The sequence below is a fragment of the Prevotella sp. AM42-24 genome (assembly GCF_003461825.1).
GTDB lineage: Bacteria > Bacteroidota > Bacteroidia > Bacteroidales > Bacteroidaceae > Prevotella > Prevotella hominis.
Map to the genome: position 1 here is coordinate 159,508 of NZ_QTXV01000002.1, position 23,411 is coordinate 182,918.

Below are 23,411 nucleotides of genomic sequence, written 5' to 3' on the forward strand. Positions count from 1 at the left end.
ATGTGGGTTAATATGAGTACATCGCCATAAAAATTCACCATAAAAGTAAATATTAACACTAAACATTTGCAAGAATAAACTTTTATGTTTATTTTTGCACAAAAAAATATTTAGGCAAATGAAAAAGAACTTACTAATAGAGTTATTGGAAACTGGAGAAAAGGTTAGCCTCTATTCTCCAAGGTTTGAAGGAGAAGAATTTACAGAGTTTGAAAAATTTCTTCTCACCTATAAAGACTCATATACAAAAGACGTTCAGATTCTCATCAGACGCTTAGATATCATTAAAGAAATGGGTGCAGAAGACAGATTTTTTAGATATGAAGGTAGCAAACAGGATAGAGTCATGGCTCTTCCATTAGAAAAGAAAAAGATTATCACTATCATTGGCACCAACTTAAATGGTCCACTTGAAATAACTATTAATACAGACAACTAAAAAGGAGGACAAGTTATGAAAACAAATAAGATAATGGATTCTATCCGCAAGACTACTCCTGAGAACACAAACAAGCAAGTAGATTTTGGTGTAGCTATTGCCAACAGAGTGTATGACTTGCTGAAGGAACGCAACATGACCCAACGTGATTTTGCTAAAGCCCTTAACAAGACAGAAACAGAAGTGAGCCGATGGTTAAGCGGCACGCATAATCTCACACTATCCTCTATCGCTAAAATGGCAACCGTTCTTGGAGACGACATCATCACTACCACACATACACTTCGCCCGTACAAGATTCCAGACGTTGAGCAATATGCCACAAGCGTAGCAGAAGAGATTAACACATAAAGAAGTAATGTTCTGATAGTTTTTCACTACCGTCACAAGAGCTTTCGAGAATAATCAAAAGAGTTTTTGACAGCCGTCAAAAACTCTTTTTACGAATGTACTAAAGGTTGGGAGCATACGTTCCATCCCATAAGTATTGGTAATTACTCTTAAGCAATATACCTTTTACTGTACAATCGCATGATTTCACTCCCCTATTACACGATACAAATAAGTGGCACCCACCTTCTCGCGAACCATCTTCGGGAAATCTCCTTCACAATAACCATCAAGCACTTGGCGAGCATGATAGTCTGCTACGCCCAACAAAAGACGGAAGTTCTTGACCGTTATAAAACCATGTTCCTTGCAATAATTGGTGATAACCTGCCATTCTTGCTCCGGGTCTTGCGCAAAAGCTTTTGTTTTCCAAGGACTACGGCTGCATTTACTATCATACTCTATGAAAAAATCCTTGTCAAACTCCTTGGTGGTTCGCACCTCAAAACCGGAACATACCACCTCACTGGCAGGTATGCGCTCACCTTCATGATAAACCTTGTGATAATAATTACCATTTTCATCCTTGTGTTCCCGTAACTTTAGCTTCGGACGAATGACAAGCATATTTCCTATCTTCACTTCCATACCTTGGGAGAGAGCCAGCATCGTCTCGTCCTTGATGGATTCGATGGCTGCCACAAATTGGGCTGGCGTCATCTGGTGATGATGCCGCATACCCTTTGTCATATCCTTGAAATCATAAATATCGCTATAAACGAACTGAGGATGAATCAAATATTCGCCGGTCTCGTCTTTCATCGGCGAACGGTGTTCTATATAATGTATCGAACCGGTTGCTTTTGGCATAGTTATCTTGTACTTTATGATGTTAATATCTACCGAATATTTCCTATCTCTTATATATAAATAGGTAAACATATTCACCATCTTCATGATGCTATGTTTTTATTCGTCATGTGAGTGCAAAGATAGACAAAAAGTTTGAGATTGGAAAAGGAATTAGAGAAAAACATGATAACAATGAAAGACGATGTGCAAAATAACCTAAAACTTTCAGAGGAAATGAATGAAAAACCAAAAAATATATGTAACTTTGGAGGCGATTTCAGAACAATTCAATCAAATTTACAATGGAAAAACATAATTTTGTGACGATTGCAGACCTTTCCAAGGAGAAACTCATGTATCTCTTGGAAATGGCACAAGAGTTTGAAAAGCATCCTAACAGGGAGCTGTTGAAGGGAAAGGTTGTAGCAACCCTTTTCTTCGAACCATCCACTCGTACCCAACTCAGTTTCCAGACAGCAGCCAACCGCCTTGGCGCCCGTGTCATTGGTTTCTCTGATGCCAAGACATCCAGCACTACAAAGGGTGAGACTCTCAAGGATACCATCCTGATGGTAAGCAACTATGCTGACGTCATCGCTATGCGCCACTTCATCGAAGGTGCTGCCATATATGCAAGCGAAGTTGCTCCTGTGCCAATCGTCAATGCCGGCGATGGTGCCCACGAGCATCCATCACAATGCTTGCTCGATCTCTACTCTATCTACAAAACACAAGGTACTTTGGAAAACCTCAATATTTATCTGGTAGGCGACCTGAAGTACGGACGTACAGTTCACTCCCTCATCACAGCCATGCGCCATTTCAATCCTACATTCCACTTTATCGCTCCTAAGGAACTCGCTATGCCACAGGAATATAAGTTGTACTGCCAGCAGCACAACATTAAGTATGTGGAGCACGAAGATTTCAACGAGGATGTCATCGCTGATGCCGACATTCTCTACATGACACGTGTACAGAAGGAACGTTTCAGTGATCTGATGGAATACGAAAGAGTAAAGAACGTATATATCCTCAAACGCGAAATGCTCAGCAAGGCTAAGGAAAACATGAAGATCATGCACCCACTGCCTCGCGTGAATGAAATTGCATACGATGTGGATGACGACCCACATGCATACTACATCCAGCAGGCTCAAAATGGTCTCTATGCACGAGAAGCCATCTTCTGTCACTGCCTCGGCATCACACTCGATGACGTCAAGAATGACAAGACCGTGATTGAGTAATGTTTAATGTTTAGTGATTAATGTAATTATGGGAAACAATAAGAATCAACTCGTAGTTGCGGCTATCGAAAACGGTACCGTAATCGACCACATACCAGCCGAGAAGACCTATCAGGTTGTCAACCTGCTCCAGTTGGAAAAGATGGACACTCCTGTCACTATCGGCTACAACTTGCCTTCCAAGAAAATCGGCAAAAAGGGAATCATCAAGGTTGCCAACAAGTATTTCACTGATGAGGAAATCAACCGCCTCTCTGTAGTTGCTCCTAACATCGGTCTGAGTATCATCAAGGACTATGAAATCGTGGAGAAAAAGACCGTGAAGACTCCTGATACACTCAAAGGCATCGTAAAATGCAACAATCCTAAGTGTATCACCAACAATGAGCCTATGGCAACTATCTTCCACACAGTAGATGCTACACTCGGAATTATCCGCTGCCACTATTGCGATAAAGAGCAACAATTAGGCAAGGTAGAACTTTGTAAGTAACAATTTGAAAGCATTTTTCTTCTTTTTCTTCCATATTATTTGGAGTATTGAAGAAAAATGCTTATTTTTGCAGCCGCAATTCATAAATAAAGAACTTAACAATAAAAGAGCCAATGGAAAAAGATCAAGAGATTTTCGACCTGATTGAGAGAGAGCATCAGCGTCAGTTGAAAGGTATGGAGCTGATTGCTTCAGAGAATTTCGTAAGTGAAGAAGTGATGAAAGCTATGGGTTCATACTTGACCAACAAGTATGCAGAAGGTCTCCCTGGCAAACGTTACTATGGCGGTTGCCAAGTTGTTGATATCGTAGAGAACCTTGCCATCGAGCGTGTCAAGAAAGTCTTCGGTGCTGAGTATGCCAATGTTCAGCCTCACTCTGGAGCACAGGCTAATGCAGCCGTTTTGCTCGCTGTCCTCAAACCTGGCGATACTTTCATGGGATTGAATCTCGACCACGGTGGTCACCTTTCTCATGGTAGCCACGTCAATACTTCTGGTATTCTCTACAACCCTATCGGTTACAACCTCAACAAAGAGACAGGCCGAGTTGATTACGACGAAATGGAGAAATTGGCTCGTGAACATAAACCTAAGTTGATCATCGGTGGCGGTAGTGCCTATAGCCGTGAGTGGGATTATGCCCGCATGCGCAAAATTGCTGATGAGGTAGGCGCCTTGCTGATGATTGATATGGCTCACCCTGCTGGTTTGATTGCAGCTGGATTGTTGGATAATCCATTGAAGTATGCCCACATCGTTACTTCTACTACCCACAAGACTCTCCGTGGTCCTCGTGGTGGTATCATCCTGATGGGTAAAGACTTTGATAATCCTTGGGGCCTGACTACCAAGAAGGGAGAGGTGAAGAAGATGAGTATGTTGCTCAACTCTGCCGTATTCCCAGGACAGCAAGGTGGACCTTTGGAGCATGTCATCGCTGCCAAGGCAGTTGCATTCAATGAGAACCTGCAACCATCTTGGAAAGATTATGCACTTCAGGTTAAGAAGAACGCTGCCGTACTTGCAGAAGACCTCATCGGTCGTGGATTCGGTATTGTCAGCGGTGGTACAGACAACCACTCTATGCTTGTCGATCTGCGCTCTAAGTATCCTGACTTGACAGGTAAAGTTGCTGAAAATGCACTTGTTGCAGCAGATATCACTGTCAATAAGAACATGGTTCCATTCGACTCTCGTTCTGCATTCCAGACATCAGGTATCCGTCTCGGAACAGCTGCCATGACTACTCGTGGTGCTAAGGAAGACATGATGCACCTGATTGCTGAACTTATCGAGGAAGTTTTGAATGCCCCAGAGGACGAGAAGGTCATCGCTCGAGTTCGCGAAAAAGTAAATGAGACAATGAAGGACTATCCTCTGTTCGCTTACTAATTCTTCTAATAAACAGAAAGTAAAGGTCCGGAAAAGTTCCTGATTTTTACATTATTATATAATAGGCTTGTTTTTTAAGTAAAGCAAGCCTATTTTTTGTTGTTTTATATTAAAGCCTGATAGAAATACAAGAAAAAATTGTAAGTTTGCAGAATAAAACAAATACGGAATATGAAGAAATATATCATAACTCTGATATCACTCTTTGGTTTCTGCATTGCTCAAGCACAGGCACAAACCTTAACTTTCGGTCCACTGCACAGCGCAGATAGTCCGAGAGCAGACTGGTTATTGCCAGGTGACACCATCATGCAAGCCGGTCAAAAGATGATTTATCAGGGGAAACCAATGAAGAATGTGAAATATACAGTCAGTTCACCTTCTTGGAATGAAGAACAGAAATCTTTCTCTGAAGAAAAATCCAACTTATCTCCTCTAAGCAGTTTAGATGATAACAAGGGATTGGAGTATGGCTATGGTCTGCACAAAGGACTGAATGTTTCCTTAGGTGCTTCAGCATTTGCAACTTTCGGAAAAGGCCTGCCTCATAAAGGCGGATTCTCGCAGAATATCAATGCCACTTATCTGGCTCCTCTCTCTAAAGATGGAAAACTCTGGATTGCAGGAGGCGGATATTTCAACAATACTTTCTGGGGAAGCGACAGCTATCGTGACGTAGGACTTTATGCCATCATGGGCTATAAATTCAATGAGCATTGGGAAGCTTATGTATATGGACAACTCAGCATCAGCAACAACTATGATAACTTCTACAATCGCTATGCAGGATATGGTCCCTATGGTTATGGCAGATATGGCGGCTACGGATTAGGTTATTATCCCGGTTTATGGGGAATGGGAGGAACCATGCCTTTCGGATATGGTATGGGAATGCCAGGAGCCAATGTCTTAGGTGCAGGCGTGAAGTACAATGTCAACAAGAATTTCTCCATCGGAATCAATGTGGAGGGTGTTTGGTATAATAATAAGGGAATGGATTATTTTGATAGATACAATTATCCGAACCCGAATGAAAACCGTTCCAAACAGTAATATAAAATTCATTATAAAGACAAAAAAATAAGAGTGTGATGGGAAACTTCATCACACTCTTATTTTTTTGTTCATATTGGTTTGAAAATCAATGATGTAAAACCTACATAACTTATCGCTATACTTAATCACAAAGGATCTGAAGGATACGTTCTGCAGAACGACCATCCCAGCGGTCAGGAATGCCAGCCTTCTTCCATTCGCCCTTGAAGATTTTCTGCAACATGGCAGCAAGTATCTCAGCATCTTCTCCTACCAGTTCATTGGTTCCCACTTTTACCGTCTCAATATGCTCTGTATAATTATTGAGCGTAATACATGGAACACCATTAAACGTAGCCTCTTCTGCCACATTACCAGAATCGCTGATGACACCCTGAGCATGAGCTGTGAGATAACAGAAATCAAGATAAGCCTGTGGAGAAACAATCTCTATTCCCGTATGATGATCATGCAATGCCTGATGGGTTTGGAAAGACAGTACGGCCTCCAAAGCTTTACCTCTCAAAGGAGCTATCACCTTGACACCAGCCTTTCGCGCCTCCGCATCAATCACAAAGAGTAAGGCATTCAACTTATCTCTATCAGCAAGCAAAACTTTTCGGTTGATAGTCAGAACAAGATACTTCCCATCTTCCAATCCATGCTCATCCATCAGTGATGGGCGAGACATCTTGTTCTTCAGGAAACGGATGTTATCGATAAGGATATTTCCTACCATATATACCTTGGAAAGTTCAGCACCTTCCTTATTGGCAATACTGTTGTTTGAAATACCTGCAGTAAAGAGGATGTCAGAAAGACCATCAATAACAAGACGATTGATTTCCTTAGGCATCGATATATCGAAACTGCGGGTACCCGCTGCAATATGGGCTAATTGAATGCCCTGTTTCTTAGTTACAATGGCTACTGCCATAGTAGAAGCCAAGTCATCCACCACTACAACCACATCCGCAGGATTTTCCTGAAGATATTTTTCAAATTTAGCCATAACATGACCTGTAAGTTCATTCAGATTCTCACAGTCCACAGCCAGATAAACATCCGGCTTCGCTATCTCCAAGTCTTCAAACAGAGAATTTTCCAACGTAGGATCATCCTCCATTCCTGTATAGACCAATTGATAGCCGATATCATGACCACTGTTTTTTGCTGATACGATAGCTCTGATAAGTGGAGCTACCTTGATAAAATTTGGTCTTGCTCCTGCTACAATACAAATCTTTTTCATAAAGTTTACTTGATATAAAGTATAAAATTATAAGTTATCTGAGGAAAGGGGCTACATCAGGTTCGGCTTTATCCCTTAAAGAGGTCTTTGATTCCACCAATTGAGCCCAACAGGTTTGTGGCCTCGTATGGCAAATAAACCACCTTATTGTTCTTACCTTCTGCAACCTCCTGCATCATCTGAATATATTTCTGTGCCAAGAGATAGTTGGCAGGATTGGTACACTGCCCTACTGCCTCAGTTATTTTCTGGATAGCAATCGCCTCAGCTTCTGCCTTGCGAATACGTGCAGTAGCTTCACCTTCGGCATTCAGGATAGCCTGCTGTTTTGCAGCTTCAGCCTTGTTGACAATAGCAGCCTTCTCACCTTCAGAAAGCAAACGCTGTTTTTCTTTTTCACCTTCAGAAGTCAGAATGGTAGCACGCTTGTTTCGTTCTGCCTGCATTTGCTTTTCCATGGCAACGAGCACACTCTCTGGAGGAGTAATATCCTGCAGCTCAACACGGTTTACCTTGATACCCCACTTATTGGTAGCATCATCCAATACAGAACGTAATTTGGTGTTGATGGTATCTCGGGAAGTCAAAGTCTGGTCAAGTTCCATCTCACCTATAATATTACGGAGTGTAGTCTGTGTCAACTTCTCGATAGCATTTGGCAAATTATTGATTTCATATACACTCTTGAATGGATCTACAATTTGGAAATACAAGAGGGCATTAATCTGCATCTGAATATTATCCTTCGTGATTACATTCTGACGGGCGAAATCATAAACCTGCTCACGCAAATCGATGCTATTACTATAGGAATAACGTCCGTTGCGCTGGGAAACGATATCCTTGGCATGATCGATAAAAGGTATGATGATATTGATACCTGGTTTCAAAGTCGCATAATAACGACCGAGACGCTCTATAATCTTGGTCTCACTCTGAGGAATGATGACAATGGTCTTCTTGACGATGATAAGTGCAAGAACCACAATAACAATTAACACGTAGATACCGATGCTCATAATTGTATGTTTTGATTAGTTAATAATAAATGAAAATTGACTAAAAAATGCTTTTTACAGCTTTTCAACTTTCAGAATAATAGACTCTCTTCCGACTATCTTTACCTTTGTTCCCACTTCGATGTTCACAGATGAAGATGGCGCCTCTGCTTTCCAGTCGTCACCATCCAATTTCACTCTTCCGTAATCACCGACAACAATGGTTTGCGTTACTTCACCCACCTGTCCCAAGAGGGCATCAGCATTGCTTTTCCTGTCATCAGCTCCTTGATGGATGGCATGAACCAGATGAGGGCGTATGAGCCAAATACTCAATACCGAACAGACAGCCCAGGCAATAACCTGCACCCAGAAAGGCAAACCTGCCACTGCCAGGCAGATACTTACCAGAGCACCAAGGGCGAAACAAGTAACATAGAAATCACCAGATGAGAGTTCCATGATGAGACACACTACTGTAATAATGGTCCAGAAAAGCCAAAGATTTTGAGAAATATAGTCTATCATGATTCTATGATTTTGAATGGTTAGTATTTTTATATTGTCTAACGTCTTCTCGTTGTAGTCTTCTTCGCTGCAGTCTTTCTATTGTTTGTCAATTGCGAAGCTCTGACAGTCTTAACAGAAGTAACGGCAGGAGTTGCGGCCTTATAATATTGCAAAGCTGTAGGCATTTCTTTTTGCAAAGCAGCAATACGCTTAGCATCAGAAGGGTGATCACTGAAGATATCACTCTTGTTTGAACTTGAACCGCTGGACATACGCTTCCAAAAAGGAATAGCCTGCTGAGGATCATAACCAGCCATCGCTGCAAAGATCAGACCCATATAATCAGCCTCTGTCTCATTGTCACGGGAATACTTTAAGTTACGGAATGAGAAATACTGACCGGCAACAGCACTGGCCACATCACCTACACCACTTCCCACAGCCTGATTCAGAACACTGCCTAAAATATTAGTACCAATCTGCTGATTCTGCTGCTTACTCAACTGCTCGGCACTATGTTTAGCCACAGCATGTGCAATTTCATGACCAAGAACAATGGCAAGACAGGTCTCGTTCTGGGTATATGGGAGCAATCCTTCATAAACTACAATTTTACCACCAGGCATACAGAAAGCATTGGCACTATTGTCTTGCACCAGATTAAATTCCCAGGAATAATTCTTCAAGTCATTAGCAAAACCATTCTGCTTCAAATATGTTTCTACGGCAGTTGCCAATCTCTGACCTACTCTTCTGACCATAGCTGTCTGAGTAGCATTCGTGGATTTTTTAGCCGAAGCCATATACTTTGTATATTCCTGATTAGAGAGGCTCAACACCTGCTCATCAGAAACTGAAATACGATGAGTACGACCTGTCAATGGTACTTGCTGGGTGGTTCCACAGGAAGCCAACACCAATGATGTCATTGCCACAAGGGCAAGATTCTTTAAACTTTTCATCTTCTCTTTGATTTTAAAACTCCTAAATTGACTGAATTATATGATATAACTCTACTCTTATGCAAAAATAACGTTTTTCTAAATAACTTCCAAACAATTGATAAACTTTTTGAAAGGAAATCGCTATTTTATAACTTTCTTTTCAATGTGATGACGGTCATTTCAGGCCATGCTCCCAAACGGAAAGGGAAAGAACCACCGATACCGGCGGATACATAGAGCATCTGGGCACCCCGCCTATAAATACCTCCCCACTCCTTGAAAGCCAGACGGGCTGGTGTCAATTTACCTATGAGAATCTGTCCAGCATGAGTATGACCGGAAAGGGTAAGATGTATGCCAGCCTTCAGAGCCTCCTTGCGCCAATGATGTGGGTCGTGGGTCAACAGTATTTTGAAAGCTTTCTTATCTACGATTCCTTTAATTGCCTTTTTCAAGTTGGCACGATTAGAGAAAGGTGGATTTCCTGCATTCTCTACTCCTATTATCTCAATACTTGCCAGTCCATGCGATAAGGTAACATGCTCATTCATCAACTGAGTCCAGCCCAACTCCTTCTGAAATCCGAAAAGCATTTTGCGGTTTCGCTTCAAAGCTCCAATGGAATGATTGTTATCATACTCACAATAATCATGATTTCCCCATACCGAATAGATACCATCTGGAGCATGAAGTTGTTTTAATGTTTCCAGATATGGAGCGACTTCTGTAGCAGAGTTATTGACTAAATCTCCAGTAAAAACCATCAATTCAACATCTTCATTATTGGCACATTCCACCACTTTTTCCACGAAATCCGTATCTTTGGGAAAAGTACCCAAATGAAAATCAGTGAAATGCAGTATCTTATAACCATCAAAATAGGGAGGTAAATCCGGTGACGAATAGGTGATCTGTTTCACTTCCAACTTTCTCCATCCCTTCGTGAAACCAAATATGAATCCCCCTATCATAAACAAGGCAGGAAGAATGGCTACCCACCAAGGCAAAAATAGAGACAAAAGGATATAAACTATCTTTGGCATCACAGAAAAAAGAATCATCGTAAAAAGGACTCTTACTGAAAGTCTATGATATACGCCAAATTGCAGTCCTGTTTCTGCCAGAAGAAGCAAAGCTGATGGTATCCACCATGCTATTGCCAAAGCTAAAGGCCAAGTAGAAACAGCATCAAACCACAGCCAGAGGTCGGGAAGTAATGCCAACCCCAGCATCATGATAATATATAGTAATGATCTAAAAATCTTTTTCATGGTGCAAAAATACAAAAAAAGGATGAGACTCTATCATGGAGCCCCATCCTTTTTTATATTAAATCTGTATTTTCTTCTTGATAAGAATTCTATACCTTAATGATGTTATGCATTAGCTGCTACAGAAATCCAATCGAATACACATGAACAGATACCGAATGCAACGATACCTACTGTGCAAATGGCAAGCGCCAACTTTGTTGAGCAAGCGCTCTGGAAAGTAGGCAGCGGATTATCGCTGTGCTTGATAAACATTGCCTTCACGATAAGCAAGTAGTAGTACAAACTCAATACGGTGTTAACCAAAGCGATGAATACTACGCCATAAGCCCATGCTCCAAGAGTGGTGTGAATATCAGCACCCTGAACGGCTGCCATAAACACGAAGAACTTTGAGAACATACCTGCAAATGGAGGAATACCACCCAATGAGAACAATGCCAAGGTCATCAGGAATGCCAAACGTGGATTGGTCTTGTACAAACCGTTGTAGCTGTCCATCATAACTGTACCATTGTTGTGCTCCTCTACAGATGAGATAATGGTAAACACGCTCAAGTTGGCAACTACATAAATCAATACATAGTATGTCAGAGCGGTCACGCTCATTGCTGAGTTACCAACCACAGCCAACATGATGTAACCAGCCTGAGAGATAGAAGAGAATGCCATGAAACGCTTCAAGTCACTCTGACGGATAGCAAAGAGGTTGGCGATAGTGATAGAAAGTACAATGACAATGTAAAGCAATACTGTCCAGTACTCTACCATTGGAGCAAATACCTTCATGAGGATAGCACAGAGAGTAAATGCAGCAGCACCCTTAGAAACTACAGAGAGATAACCTGTAACTGTAGTTGGAGCACCCTGATATGAATCAGCTGTCCAGAAGTGGAATGGAACCAAAGAAATCTTGAAGCCCAAACCACTGAAGAAGAATACCATACCAGCAATGGTCAATGGAGATGCAGAGATAACCTTTGCAACATCATCGAAATACAAAGTACCACAAGCAGCATAAAGCAAAGAGATACCATAAATCATCACACCACTTGAGAATGTAGCAGTAAGGATGAACTTAGCACCAGCTTCAGCTGAATTGTGACGATACTTATCGAATGCTACCAAGCAAGCCATTGGCACAGATGCCATCTCAAGACCGAGGAAGAACAGGAGGAAGTGGTTGGCACTTACCATCATATTCATACCGAGCAAGGTAGAGATAATCAACATATAGAACTCACCCTCCTTGAAGGCTGTGTCCTTACGGCTCAACCACTCCTTGGCCTGTACCAACACGATGAGGGTACCGAGAGCAAGGATAGTCTTCAAGACACCGACAGCAGGACCTGTTGTGTACATGCCGCCAAATGCCTCTGTGGCTTCTGTTGGGAAGATATTGATGACAATGTGAGCCACCATCAAGAGACATACCAGAGGATTGAACCACTTACGGTCTGCGCTCTTGGAACTGCAGAAGTCAGCAAAGAAAGTGATCAGCAGAACTACCATCAGGGTAGCTTCTGGAATCATATTTAAAAATTGACTGTAATTCATTTCTTCTGATATTTATTACATGATTACACTAAAGATAGGACCTACTGCGTCCATGATAATCTCCTCTGCCCAGAGTGGGAACATACCGAGACCTGCTACACAGGCAATCAGACCTGCTACTGCAATACGCTCATCCCATGTCGCATCGTGGAGTTTCTCCAACTTTGGATTAGGAACCTTCTGATAAAGGATCTTACCTACACAACGCAAGATGTAAACCGCTGTTACTACGATAGAAGTACATGCGATGATGGTACATACACGGTGGAACATATCTGCATTCTGGAATGAACCTACGAAGATGGTCATCTCAGCTACGAAACCAGAGAAACCTGGCAAACCGAGGTTAGCCAAACCTGCTACAGCATAACCTACTGAGAGGAATGGGATAATCTTCATCAAACCACCCAAGTAGCGAACGTCACGTGTACCAGCCTGATGATAAATCATACCGATAACGGCGAAGAAGAGGGCTGTCATCAAACCATGAGACAACATCTGGAGAATAGCACCAGTTGCAGCTGTCTGGGTCATCATACAGAGTGCGAAGAGCACCATACCACAGTGAGATACAGAAGAGTAAGCGTTGATGTACTTCAAGTCAGTCTGTACACAAGCTGACAAAGCACCATAAACGATTGAGATGGTTGTCAATACCAAGAATACCTTAATCCAGAAACCATGAGTAGCTGCTGGCAAAAGGAACATAGCGATACGGAAGCAACCATAACCACCCAACTTCATCAATACACCGGCATGCAACATAGATACGGCTGTTGGCGCACTTGCGTGACCATCAGGAGACCATGTATGGAATGGGAACAAAGCTCCAAGAATACCGAAACCGATGAAGAGCAATGGGAAGAATACATTCTGAACGCTCTCAGGAATAGCGTGAGCACCATGGGTATGGTGAGCGATATCCAGGATTTCGAATGTCTGAGCACCACTGTAGAAGTAGATACCCAAGATACCGATAATCAAAAGAGCAGAACCACCCATCAACATCAAAGTCAACTTCATGGCAGAATACTCCTTTGCACCACTACCCCATACACCGATGAGGAGATACATAGGAATCAGCGCAACCTCATAGAACATGAACATGGTGAACATGTCAACAGAGATGAAGAAACCATATACACCGATGCTCAAGAGAGTGAACCAGAGGAAGTATTCCTTCTTCATTGGCTCCATCTGCCAAGAAGCAAATGTACCGGTGAACACAATGATGGAAGTCAAGAGAAGCATCACTACAGAAATACCATCCACACCGAGTGAATAGTTGATGTGCAATGGCTCAAACCAAGGCACACTGTAAGTGAAGAGCATAGGAACCTGGTCTGCTGGCATTGTCTCACGAGCCTCGAGAAATGCAAACACCAAATAGATGGAGAGGCCAAGCAACACGCTGGCACCTGCTACCATCACACCACGAACCTGCTTGTCGTTGCGAGCCAACCAAAGGCCGAGCAACATCAGGAGTGGTACTATGACGAATATACTTAAATTCATTTCTTTTCTATTTACTTAATTGTGAGACTTTAATTAAAGAAGAGCGAGCAGACACAAAGTCAACGCTACTGTACCAGTAAGGAACCAGATAGCATAGCTGCGTACATCGCCACTCTGCCATGGACGGATAGTCTCGCCTGCCTCCTGTGCACCCCAAGCCATGAAATTGAAGGTACCATCGATGACACGACGGTCGAACCATGCAATAGGCTTTGAGAACAAACCAAAGACAATCTTATGTGTAAAGAACTGCCAAGCATCATCAATATAGAAACGATTCAAGGCTGCCTTGTGCAACTTAGGCATCTTCTTAGCCAAACCGTCTGCCAATGGAGTCTTCTTTGGTGCATACATATAAGTAGCAAGAGCAATACCGATAATAGCAACAACGATAGAGGTGCAAGCCACCTGAGTATCGATGTGAATATCATAGCTCTGACCTGTAGCAGAAACGAAGTGACCGAAAGGAATCATACCACAAACACAAGAGATTGCTGCGAGGAATACCAATGGACCCCACATTACAAAAGGAACTTCCTGTGGTTTACGACGGTTCTCTGGGTCCAACTCATAATAGCTCTGACCCCAGAAGATAACATAGTAAAGACGGAACATATAGAATGCTGTCATACCAGCTACTACTGTCATAAACCAGCCCATGAATGGAGAGAACTGGAAGCAAGCAGTAATGATCTCATCCTTAGAGAAGAAACCTGCGAATGGAGGAATACCTGCAATCGCCAAGCAACCGATGAGGAAGCAGATGTTGGTAATAGGCATGTACTTGTGCAAACCGCCCATGTACTCCTTGAAGTTGCTGCCGATGATGACGATGATAGCACCAGAGCAGAGGAACAACAAGGCCTTGAACATAGCATGAGTAAACAAGTGGAAGATACCAGCCATGTAACCCAAACCACCATGATGGTTATCTACAGCAAAACAAACACCCAGTGCAACGAGCATGTAAGCAATCTGAGAAATAGTAGAGAAAGCCAAGCCACGCTTGATATCGCGCTGGCAGCAAGCTACTGCTGCTGCATAGAATGCTGTGAAAGCTGCAATATAAGCTACGTAGTGAAGTGTGTTAGGAGCATACTCTACCCAGATTGGGAAGAGGCTGGCTACCTGATAAACACCAGCTACAACCATGGTAGCAGCGTGAATCAATGCAGAAACAGGAGTTGGACCTTCCATTGCATCTGGCAACCAGATGTGCAATGGGAACATCGCACTCTTACCTGCACCACCGATGAACATAAGGAACAAGGCTGCTGGCATTACCCATGCTGCACCAGCCAAAGAACTCTGAAGTTCAGGCTGAGCATTCAAGTCATAGTTGAATGTACCTACATAGAAGCTGTAGAACAAGATACCAATGAGGAAGAAGAGGTCAGCGAAACGAGTTACGATGAACGCCTTCTTGCTGGCATGTACTGCTGCATGCTTTGGATAATAGAAACCAATAAGCAAGTATGAGCAGACACCCACCAACTCCCAGAAAAGATACATCTGGAAAATATTGGTAGCTACTACCAGACCCAACATAGACATGGTGAAGAGGCTGAGGTAAGCGTAGAAACGCTGCATACCCTTTTCATAACCCTCAACCTTGTAATTCTCATCACGCTCAGCCATATAACCGAAACTGTAGATGTGAACCATGAAGCTGACGGTGGTAATCACGATGAGCATCAATACAGAGATTGGTGTCAGACGGAAACCAATGTTGAAAGTCAGCAACTCAGTAAACTTCAACCAAGTAAAATTGAATGAGTCAACAGTTGGATACAAACCTGTTGAAGCATCACGGCCGATAGCAAAGAAATATTCGTATGCTGTATAAATAGACAGACCGAATACACAACCCATCAGGATGGTACCGATGATGGCTGCTACCTGCTTTTTCATCTTCATACCCGCAAGTCCCAGAACCAGGAAGCTCAGGAATGGGAGAAGAAGTATCAAAAATGCATAACTGTAATTCATTGTCTTAATTAGAATTTCATGTTTTCAATACTGTTCACCTGGTCACTGTGATAGTTGCGGTAAACGTTAATAATTATTGCGAGCGCTACGGCTGTCTCGGCTGCTGCTACTCCGATAGAGAACAATGTGAAGAAGAAGCCTTCCAACTGTCCAGGGAAGAGAATGCGGTTGAACACAGCGAAGTTCAGATCGGCTGCATTCAATACAAGCTCGATGGAGATGAGCATGGCAACGAGGTTACGACGTGTACAGAAGCCATATACTCCGATGAAGAACAAGAGTGCTGAAAGCACGAAGAAATACTGTACTGGAATCATTTCTTATCCTCCTTTCTTGCGATTAAGATACCACCGATGATACATGCCAACAGGAATACAGAGATAAACTCGAATGGCAATACATAGCCATACTTGTCTGCACCTACCAGGGCAGAACCTACCTGCTCCATTGGCACCTCAGTGTCAGCTACTGTTGCAGCCAAATCGATAAAGTGATTCTTCAACACGATGACTGCCAAGGTTACGAAACCTACAAGGCAAACGAGTGCACGGCCAATGACCTTGCTACCCTTCACGTGCTCCAAAAGACCCTGAAGGGTACGCTTGGAAACCAACTGAATGGCGAAGACATAAAGAATAGTAATACCACCTGCATATACAGCAATCTGAGCTGCACCCAGATAGGTATAGTCGAGCAGGAAGAATACACCAGCTACACCGAAGAGCACGAACAACAGATAAGTTGCCGCACGCATGATACGCTTGGTAGCTACGCACATGATGGCTGAGCCAAGGATGACTACTGCCAAGATGACGAACATAAAAAAATTAGCTGTTATCATTGTCTAAAGTCCTCCTTACTTAGTCTTGGTGTTAAACTTACCGATTTCGAGTGGAGCGCCACCATCAATGAGGTTAGGAAGGCTTCCGCCCTTGTAAACCTCCTTGTCGAGGTGCATCACCAACTTGTTGCGGTCGAAGACTGCATTCTCGAAATCGTTGACAAACTTAATTGCACCGAAGTTACATGCGTTCACACAGAGTTCACAGAACATGCAGTCACCCAAGTCGTACTGGTAATCTACCAACTTGCGCTTCTTCTTGCCTGTCTCTGGGTCCTCCACCATCTCGGTCTGAATCTTGATGGTATCGTTAGGGCATGACTTCTCACACAATGTACAACCCACACACTTGTAAGCCTCATTCTCGTCACGGACGAAAACCAGACGACCACGGAAACGTGGAGATACGTGGAGTGTAGTCTTGCGGTTCTCAGGATACTGCTCAGTGCTCTTAGGTGTGAAGTACTCCTTCATGGTGACCTTCATACCAGTAGCGAGGGTTTTCAAACCCGCTGCAATACCGCCGAAATATGAATTGTTAGACATACTTTCTTATTATTATAATAATGTGTATTAAAGATTATCCGTGGATTCCGAATGCTACGCACACGGTCATCATGATCAGAATGATGAGTGACAATGGCATCAGATACTTCCACTCCAACTTCAGGATCTGGTCGATACGGAGACGTGGGAAAGTCCAACGTACCCACATCAGGAGCCATACCACAGCGAAGGTCTTACCGAAGAACCAGATGAAACCTGGGATGAGGTTCATCAGATTGTCGAAGCCCTCGATACCGATGTTCAATGGCGCCCAACCACCGAGGAATACGGTAGAAGCGATACCAGAAATCACGAAGAGGTTAAGGTACTCAGCCAAGTAGTAGAAACCGAAGCCCATACCAGAATACTCTGTATGATAACCTGCAGTCAACTCACTCTCAGCCTCAGCCAAGTCGAAAGGACCACGGTTAGCCTCAGCATTACCTGCTACAAGGAATACGAGGAAAGCAAGGATAGCTGGAACATGACCCTTGATGATCAACCAGTTCCAAGCACCAGTCTGAGCCTCAACGATACCGCTCACCTGCATAGTACCAGTAAGAACTACTGCAGAAATCAGGCAGAGACCGAGAGACATCTCATAAGAAATCATCTGTACGGCACCACGCATGGCAGATACCACAGAGTACTTATTGTTAGATGCCCAACCTGCGAGGAACACACCCAGCACACCGATAGAACTTACGGCAGTGATGAGGAATACACCTACGTTGAAGTCAAGAATATGAGCTCCCTTGTTCCATGGAAGGAATGAGAAAGTACCCACAGAGGCAATGATCACGAGGAATGGTGCTATGTAGTAGAGCAGCTTATCAGCTCTATCAACAGCGAAGATCTCCTTGATCAACATCTTGAGCACATCGGCGAATACCTGGAAGATACCCCAAGGACCTACACGCATAGGGCCGAGACGGCACTGGAAGTAGGCACACACCTTACGCTCCATAAAGATAAGTACGATAGCGATGAGGGCGTATGCTGTCAAAATGCAGATACCCACGAGCACGCACTCTATCAAAGTTGTCCAAAAGCTTCCTAATCCCAAAGTATTGAGAAGAAGATTATGAACAAAATCTGTTACAACTTTAAAACTAAAAATTTCCATCATTATCTATCAATATCAGGGATTACGAAGTCGATTGCTGCACCTGTTGTAATCAAGTCAGCGATTTTCTGTCCACGAAGCATTGGATCGAGCGCACCTGTCAAAGACAAGCCCATTGGGCGCATCTTCATACGGTATGGACTCTTGTCACCCTTTGAGTCGAGATATACACCAAACTCACCGCTGGCACCCTCTACTGAGAAATACCACTGTCCCTCTGGAACCTTGATGATTGGCTTCTGCTTGATGTAGTACTCACCCTCTGGAATGTTGTCGATCAACTGCTCGATGATATCCAAACTCTGATACAACTCCTGGATGTGAACGTAGTAACGATCCATAGAATCGCAACCGGTCAGAGTGATTTCCTTCCACTCTACCTTGTCGTACATATCGTATGGATGACGCTTACGAGTATCGTTCTTCCAACCAGATGCACGACCTGCAGGACCTGTAACAGCATAGTTGATACAATCCTCATAATTCATTGGACCTACGCCTTCGAGACGGTTGTGAGTAATCACGTTGTCACCGAATACGTCGAGGTATTCCTGAATCATCGGACGGAGATACTTGCAGAGAGTCTTCACGTTCTGAACGAAGTTAGGATCGATATCAGCCTGAAGACCACCGATACGGTAATAATTCTGGATCAAGCGACCACCAGTTGTCTCCTCCATCACGTTCAACACGTGCTCACGGTCACGCATACAGTAGAGGAATGCAGTCAAAGCACCCAAGTCCTGTGCGGTACAGCCGAGGTACAACAAGTGAGAGTCGATACGCTGCAACTCATCCATGATAGTACGGATGTAGTGGATACGATCAGAAAGTTCGATACCCATAGCCTCCTCGATAACGCCAACCAAAGCGTGGCGGTGCATCATGGCAGAAAGGTAGTTCAGACGGTCGGTCAAAGCCAAAGTCTGAGGATAAGTCATATTCTCCCACATCTTCTCAATACCACGGTGGATATATCCGAGGTGAGGATAGATACGCTTCACAGTCTCACCGTCGATAACGGTCTGAAGACGGAGCACACCATGGGTAGATGGGTGGTTAGGACCGATGTTGACAACATACTCATCCTCATCGAAACGACGCTTTTCAGTAGCTACCAGATGACCATCAGCACTAAGACTGTATTCTACAGTGAAATCATCCTCAGGCTCATCAGTACAAGGGAACTTATTTGCCTCTGGACTCATATCGAAATCCTTGCGCAAAGGATAGCCCTGGAAATCAGTACGGAGGAAAAGACGACGCATATCTGGGTGACCCAAGAACTTGATGCCGACGAAATCAAACACCTCACGCTCCAGCAGATCAGCAACCTTCCAGAGATTGATGACTGTAGGAATCACATCAGAACCATCCACCTTCTTGGCGATAGTCTTGACAGAGCAACGTTCGTTAGTCTGAGTATTTTCAAGAATATAGATACATCCGAGACCTTCCTCACCGAAGTCTTCACCGATGATGGTAACAAGGTAGTCGAAATGCTTCTCGTTCTTCAACTTCGCCATTTCAGAAGCGAAATTATCAAAACTCAATTCAATATTATTCAGTTTCATATTCTTATACCTTATTATATTAATCAGTTAGACCTTTCTGAGGGTCAAAATCCTCAGGTACTTCTGTTACGATGATTGGTTCCTTATGTCCGAGCAGATTAGCATCAGAAAGGTTTTCGTTGCTCAAGCCACGAAGACCACCCTTGCTCATAGACAGTTCCTTCTCCTCGCTGTTCATCTTGTGGTTAGCACCACCGAAGAATTTCTCAACCTTTACCTTACGCTGCAATTGCATCATACCGTAAAGGATTGCCTCTGGGCGTGGAGGGCAACCTGGGATATAGACATCCACAGGAACTAACTCACTGATACCACGAACTACATTGTAGCTCTTCTTGAATGGTCCACCAGAGATGGTGCATCCACCTACAGCTACCACATACTTTGGCTCAGCCATTTCATCATACAAACGTTTAAAAACAGGTGCCATTTTATTGGTAATAGTACCGGCACACATAATCAAGTCGGCTTGACGTGGAGAGTTACGTGTAACCTCGAAACCGAAACGGGAGAAGTCATAACGAGCACAACCTACAGCCATAAACTCGATACCACAGCAAGAAGTACCGAATGTCAATGACCAGAGTGAGTTACTGCGTCCCCAGTTGATGGCGGCATCGAGAGAACCAACTACCACATTAGCACCACCCTCATTCAGCTCTTGTGCGATTTTCTCGAGAGTGTCATTGTCCTTAAACTCGTCGTAAGGAATACTCTTGATAGAGGCTCTTTTGTTTACTTCCATTCCAATGCTCCTTTCCGCCAAGCATAAGCCAGGCCTAATACTAATACCAACAGGAAGAACCCGATGCTCACGAGAGCCATAGATCCAAACTGCTTAACTACGACTGCCCATGGGTAAAGCATTACAGTCTCAATATCAAACATCAGGAAAAGGATGGCGAAGAGATAGTAGCCGATGTGTGATGGCAACCAGGAGCTGCCACGTGTCGGAATACCACACTCAAAAGGTTCACCCTTTACCGGATTGTATGAACGAGGACCGATCAACTTTGCGATGACATAAGCAGCCACCACCAAGGTTACAGCCGTCAGCAAAACGGTGATAAATAGTGTAAAGTTCATAAATTTGTTATAACGTTATTTTGTTTAAATGCTTCTAAGCGGTTGCAAAGTTAACAATTATTTCTGAAACAAGACATAACTTTTAAAAAAAATGTTTCAAAAACACGAAAAAAGGGAGAATGATTACCATTCCCCCCTTTACACGTTCTGAATTTTAGAAAGATAACTTCAGAAACGAAGTTTTTTAATGATGTTCTGGTACGATAGCTAAATAGACCAGATCATGGTCTGTGAGATTCTCCATATAATGAGCATGATTCATCGGACAGTAATGCACCTGTCCCTGGCGAACCTCCTCTACGGTATCGTCATAATGGAAAGTAGCAGTGCCGCTTACCACATAGATAATCTCGCAGTTGCCCTCATGGGTATGCAGACCAGTTGATGCACCCGGACGCAAGGTAGAATACATAATCTTCACCTTATCGTCCACATAATTACGGGTATCGAGTTTACCCTTTCCACCCTTGAAGCCCTCCAGATGAGCCTCAGCAATCTTTTCAAAATCTATGACCATTTTTTCTGAAATTATAATGTAAATTGATACTATCTTGTTTTTAATTTGCAAAAGTAAGAAAAAAACACCAGTTTTCACCATAAAATGCGAAAAAACGGACGATATCCTTGACTTTACATGAAAAAGTTACAAGACCTCTATAAAAATGCAATCCACATATTACATTTTGTAACATCAGTTTTCAAATTTCAAAATAGGAACGTTTGTAATGAACTTCTCACTCATTTTTCTACACTTCATTCTTTGCTACCTCATAAAAATATTGTACCTTTGCAATCGAATTTTCAGAGATAACGAGGCTATATGCCTTATGAAAATAGTTTTCAGCAAATATATGTATTTAGTAATTATAAAAATATAGCAGCAGTTATGAGTATTAATATCAAGAGAAATCAGTTGAAGAGAGTTGTGATTGTAGGTGGCGGGCTCGGTGGTCTTCGCTTGGCAGAAGACCTCAGCAAGGCAAACCTTCAGGTAGTGTTGATCGATAAGAATAACTTCCATCAGTTCCCTCCGCTTATCTATCAGATTGCCTCAGCAGGTATCGACCCAAGTTCCATCTCCTTCCCTTTCCGACAGATTTTCCGCAAGCGCAAGAACTTCTACTTCCGCATGGCAGAAGCGAGAGCCGTATTCCCAGACAAGAAGATTCTGCAGACATCTATCGGTAAAATCGAGTACGATTATCTGGTGTTCGCAGCAGGAACCACTACCAATTTTTATGGTAATGCCAATATCGAGAAATGGGCTATACCGATGAAGACCGTTTCAGAGGCGATGGGATTGCGCAACGCCGTGCTGAGTAATTTGGAACGTGCCTTGACCTGCGCTACAGAAGAGGAACGACAGGAACTTCTGAACGTAGTGATTGTGGGCGGTGGTGCCACAGGTGTGGAAATTGCCGGAGCTCTCTCTGAAATGAAGCGCTATGTGATTCCTTACGATTATCCTGATATGGACTCATCTCTGATGCATATCTATCTTCTGGAAGCCGGCGACAGACTGCTCGCAGGAATGTCGCAGGATTCGTCCAAGAAAGCATACGATTTCCTTACCAGCATGGGTGTAGATGTACAATTCGGTAAGATGGTAACCGACTACAAGGATCACAAGGTTCTGATGAAGGATGGTCAGGAGATTCCTACACGCACCTTCCTCTGGGTTTCCGGTGTAAAGGCACAACCTATCACGGGTATTGATGGCGACCATCTGGGCCGTGGTTTCCGAATCGTAGTAGATGAATTCAACCGCATCCCTGGCATGGATGGTCTCTTCGCCATCGGTGACCAGTGTATTCAGACCACAGACCCAGCTTATCCTGGCGGTCATCCACAGTTGGCTCAGGTAGCCATTCAGCAGGCTGCCCTCCTGGCTAAGAATATCCAGAAGATAGCTGAGGGAGCAGACGATACCCAACTCAAGCCTTTCCGCTACAAGAACCTGGGGTCAATGGCAACCATAGGCAGACACAAGGCAGTAGTAGAGCTTGGCAAATTCCACAGCCAGGGCTTCTTTGCCTGGGTATTGTGGCTGGTAGTTCACCTCCGCTCTATCCTTGGCGTAAAGAACAAGGTAATGGTATTACTCAACTGGCTCTGGAAGTACGTAAGCTATAACGATTCTATCCGAATGATTACCTACGCCACCAAGCCTAAGGAAGTGCGCGACCGTCTGAAGCGCGAACAGACCACTCACCTCGGCACCGACTTGCTGGAGAATGAAGAAGAGGAAGAGGAAGCTTAAGTTAAGGCGATAGATTAAGTTTAAAAGCTTAAGATAAAGAGATAGAAAGCGGGTGTATCATTCAATAATATAGATGATACACCCGTTTCTTTTACACTGTTTTCAAAGAATTGTACTTCCCTGAAAAAGGTTGTCACTTAGGAACAAAC

General features: G+C 43.4%; 24 protein-coding genes. 7 read left to right on the top strand and 17 right to left on the bottom strand.

All coding sequences use genetic code 11. From position 1 onward, the window contains the following. Positions 1-118 precede the first annotated feature (118 nt). A complete protein-coding gene (locus DW917_RS01560) occupies positions 119-439 on the top strand; it encodes a hypothetical protein (protein WP_118115816.1) in 321 nt (106 codons plus the stop codon). Between the two features lie 15 nt (positions 440-454). After that, positions 455-790, top strand: a complete 336-nt coding sequence (locus tag DW917_RS01565; RefSeq protein ID WP_118115818.1) for a helix-turn-helix transcriptional regulator — start codon at positions 455-457, stop codon at positions 788-790. Between the two features lie 186 nt (positions 791-976). Here DW917_RS01565 and DW917_RS01570 read toward each other — a convergent pair whose 3' ends face one another. Further along, on the bottom strand, positions 977-1,639 hold the full coding sequence (locus tag DW917_RS01570) for a hypothetical protein (protein WP_134842619.1): 663 nt from the start codon (positions 1,637-1,639) through the stop codon (positions 977-979). Positions 1,640-1,923: 284 nt separating this feature from the next. Here DW917_RS01570 and pyrB point away from each other — a divergent pair, with 284 nt between their 5' ends. From pyrB to DW917_RS01590, 4 genes are all read left to right on the top strand, one after another. Then, complete coding sequence (gene pyrB / locus DW917_RS01575) at positions 1,924-2,871, top strand: aspartate carbamoyltransferase (protein ID WP_118115822.1); 948 nt, start codon at positions 1,924-1,926, stop codon at positions 2,869-2,871. Positions 2,872-2,899: 28 nt separating this feature from the next. Next, positions 2,900-3,364 carry an aspartate carbamoyltransferase regulatory subunit gene (pyrI, locus tag DW917_RS01580; protein WP_118115824.1) on the top strand — a complete coding sequence of 155 codons (465 nt, stop codon included), beginning with the start codon at positions 2,900-2,902 and terminating at the stop codon, positions 3,362-3,364. A 113-nt stretch (positions 3,365-3,477) separates the two neighbouring features. Continuing rightward, positions 3,478-4,758, top strand: a complete 1,281-nt coding sequence (gene glyA / locus DW917_RS01585) for a serine hydroxymethyltransferase (protein ID WP_118115826.1) — start codon at positions 3,478-3,480, stop codon at positions 4,756-4,758. 171 nt (positions 4,759-4,929) lie between these two features. Next, a complete protein-coding gene (locus DW917_RS01590; RefSeq protein ID WP_118115828.1) occupies positions 4,930-5,811 on the top strand; it encodes a hypothetical protein in 882 nt (293 codons plus the stop codon). 124 nt (positions 5,812-5,935) lie between these two features. On the opposite strand, the gene DW917_RS01595 is transcribed toward DW917_RS01590, so the two are convergent. From DW917_RS01595 to DW917_RS01670, 16 genes are all read right to left on the bottom strand, one after another. Next, entirely contained in the window at positions 5,936-7,045 is a 1,110-nt protein-coding gene (locus tag DW917_RS01595) for a UDP-N-acetyl glucosamine 2-epimerase (protein WP_118115830.1), read from the bottom strand. 68 nt (positions 7,046-7,113) lie between these two features. Further along, positions 7,114-8,064 carry an SPFH domain-containing protein gene (locus tag DW917_RS01600; protein ID WP_118115832.1) on the bottom strand — a complete coding sequence of 317 codons (951 nt, stop codon included), beginning with the start codon at positions 8,062-8,064 and terminating at the stop codon, positions 7,114-7,116. 54 nt (positions 8,065-8,118) lie between these two features. Next, positions 8,119-8,571, bottom strand: a complete 453-nt coding sequence (locus DW917_RS01605) for an NfeD family protein (protein ID WP_118115834.1) — start codon at positions 8,569-8,571, stop codon at positions 8,119-8,121. A 38-nt stretch (positions 8,572-8,609) separates the two neighbouring features. Continuing rightward, entirely contained in the window at positions 8,610-9,515 is a 906-nt protein-coding gene (locus DW917_RS01610) for a M48 family metallopeptidase (protein WP_118115836.1), read from the bottom strand. A 128-nt stretch (positions 9,516-9,643) separates the two neighbouring features. Next, positions 9,644-10,768 (bottom strand): metallophosphoesterase, encoded by a 1,125-nt coding sequence (locus DW917_RS01615; protein WP_118115838.1) that lies wholly within the window; start codon positions 10,766-10,768, stop codon positions 9,644-9,646. Between the two features lie 105 nt (positions 10,769-10,873). Continuing rightward, on the bottom strand, positions 10,874-12,325 hold the full coding sequence (locus DW917_RS01620; protein ID WP_118115840.1) for an NADH-quinone oxidoreductase subunit N: 1,452 nt from the start codon (positions 12,323-12,325) through the stop codon (positions 10,874-10,876). 15 nt (positions 12,326-12,340) lie between these two features. Further along, positions 12,341-13,840 (bottom strand): NuoM family protein, encoded by a 1,500-nt coding sequence (locus DW917_RS01625; protein ID WP_118115842.1) that lies wholly within the window; start codon positions 13,838-13,840, stop codon positions 12,341-12,343. Positions 13,841-13,873: 33 nt separating this feature from the next. Further along, positions 13,874-15,829: an NADH-quinone oxidoreductase subunit L gene (gene nuoL, locus DW917_RS01630; protein ID WP_118115844.1), complete on the bottom strand. Its 1,956-nt coding sequence runs from the start codon at positions 15,827-15,829 to the stop codon at positions 13,874-13,876. A gap of 8 nt (positions 15,830-15,837) precedes the next feature. Further along, positions 15,838-16,146: an NADH-quinone oxidoreductase subunit NuoK gene (gene nuoK, locus DW917_RS01635; protein WP_006846356.1), complete on the bottom strand. Its 309-nt coding sequence runs from the start codon at positions 16,144-16,146 to the stop codon at positions 15,838-15,840. Continuing rightward, positions 16,143-16,670: an NADH-quinone oxidoreductase subunit J gene (locus tag DW917_RS01640; protein ID WP_233524597.1), complete on the bottom strand. Its 528-nt coding sequence runs from the start codon at positions 16,668-16,670 to the stop codon at positions 16,143-16,145. Before DW917_RS01640 ends, nuoK begins: the two co-directional genes overlap by 4 nt. A gap of 15 nt (positions 16,671-16,685) precedes the next feature. Further along, positions 16,686-17,216 carry an NADH-quinone oxidoreductase subunit I gene (locus tag DW917_RS01645; protein ID WP_118115848.1) on the bottom strand — a complete coding sequence of 177 codons (531 nt, stop codon included), beginning with the start codon at positions 17,214-17,216 and terminating at the stop codon, positions 16,686-16,688. A 34-nt stretch (positions 17,217-17,250) separates the two neighbouring features. Next, entirely contained in the window at positions 17,251-18,336 is a 1,086-nt protein-coding gene (gene nuoH / locus DW917_RS01650; protein WP_118115882.1) for an NADH-quinone oxidoreductase subunit NuoH, read from the bottom strand. 8 nt (positions 18,337-18,344) lie between these two features. Next, positions 18,345-19,916, bottom strand: coding sequence for an NADH-quinone oxidoreductase subunit C (locus DW917_RS01655; RefSeq protein ID WP_118115850.1), 1,572 nt, complete (start codon positions 19,914-19,916; stop codon positions 18,345-18,347). Between the two features lie 19 nt (positions 19,917-19,935). Then, a complete protein-coding gene (locus DW917_RS01660; protein ID WP_118115852.1) occupies positions 19,936-20,661 on the bottom strand; it encodes an NADH-quinone oxidoreductase subunit B in 726 nt (241 codons plus the stop codon). Continuing rightward, entirely contained in the window at positions 20,652-21,002 is a 351-nt protein-coding gene (locus DW917_RS01665) for an NADH-quinone oxidoreductase subunit A (RefSeq protein ID WP_022251748.1), read from the bottom strand. Before DW917_RS01665 ends, DW917_RS01660 begins: the two co-directional genes overlap by 10 nt. 184 nt (positions 21,003-21,186) lie before the next feature. Further along, a complete protein-coding gene (locus DW917_RS01670) occupies positions 21,187-21,600 on the bottom strand; it encodes a cupin domain-containing protein (RefSeq protein WP_255415298.1) in 414 nt (137 codons plus the stop codon). A 288-nt stretch (positions 21,601-21,888) separates the two neighbouring features. Here DW917_RS01670 and DW917_RS01675 point away from each other — a divergent pair, with 288 nt between their 5' ends. Next, on the top strand, positions 21,889-23,262 hold the full coding sequence (locus DW917_RS01675; protein WP_118115884.1) for an NAD(P)/FAD-dependent oxidoreductase: 1,374 nt from the start codon (positions 21,889-21,891) through the stop codon (positions 23,260-23,262). Positions 23,263-23,411: the final 149 nt, after the last annotated feature.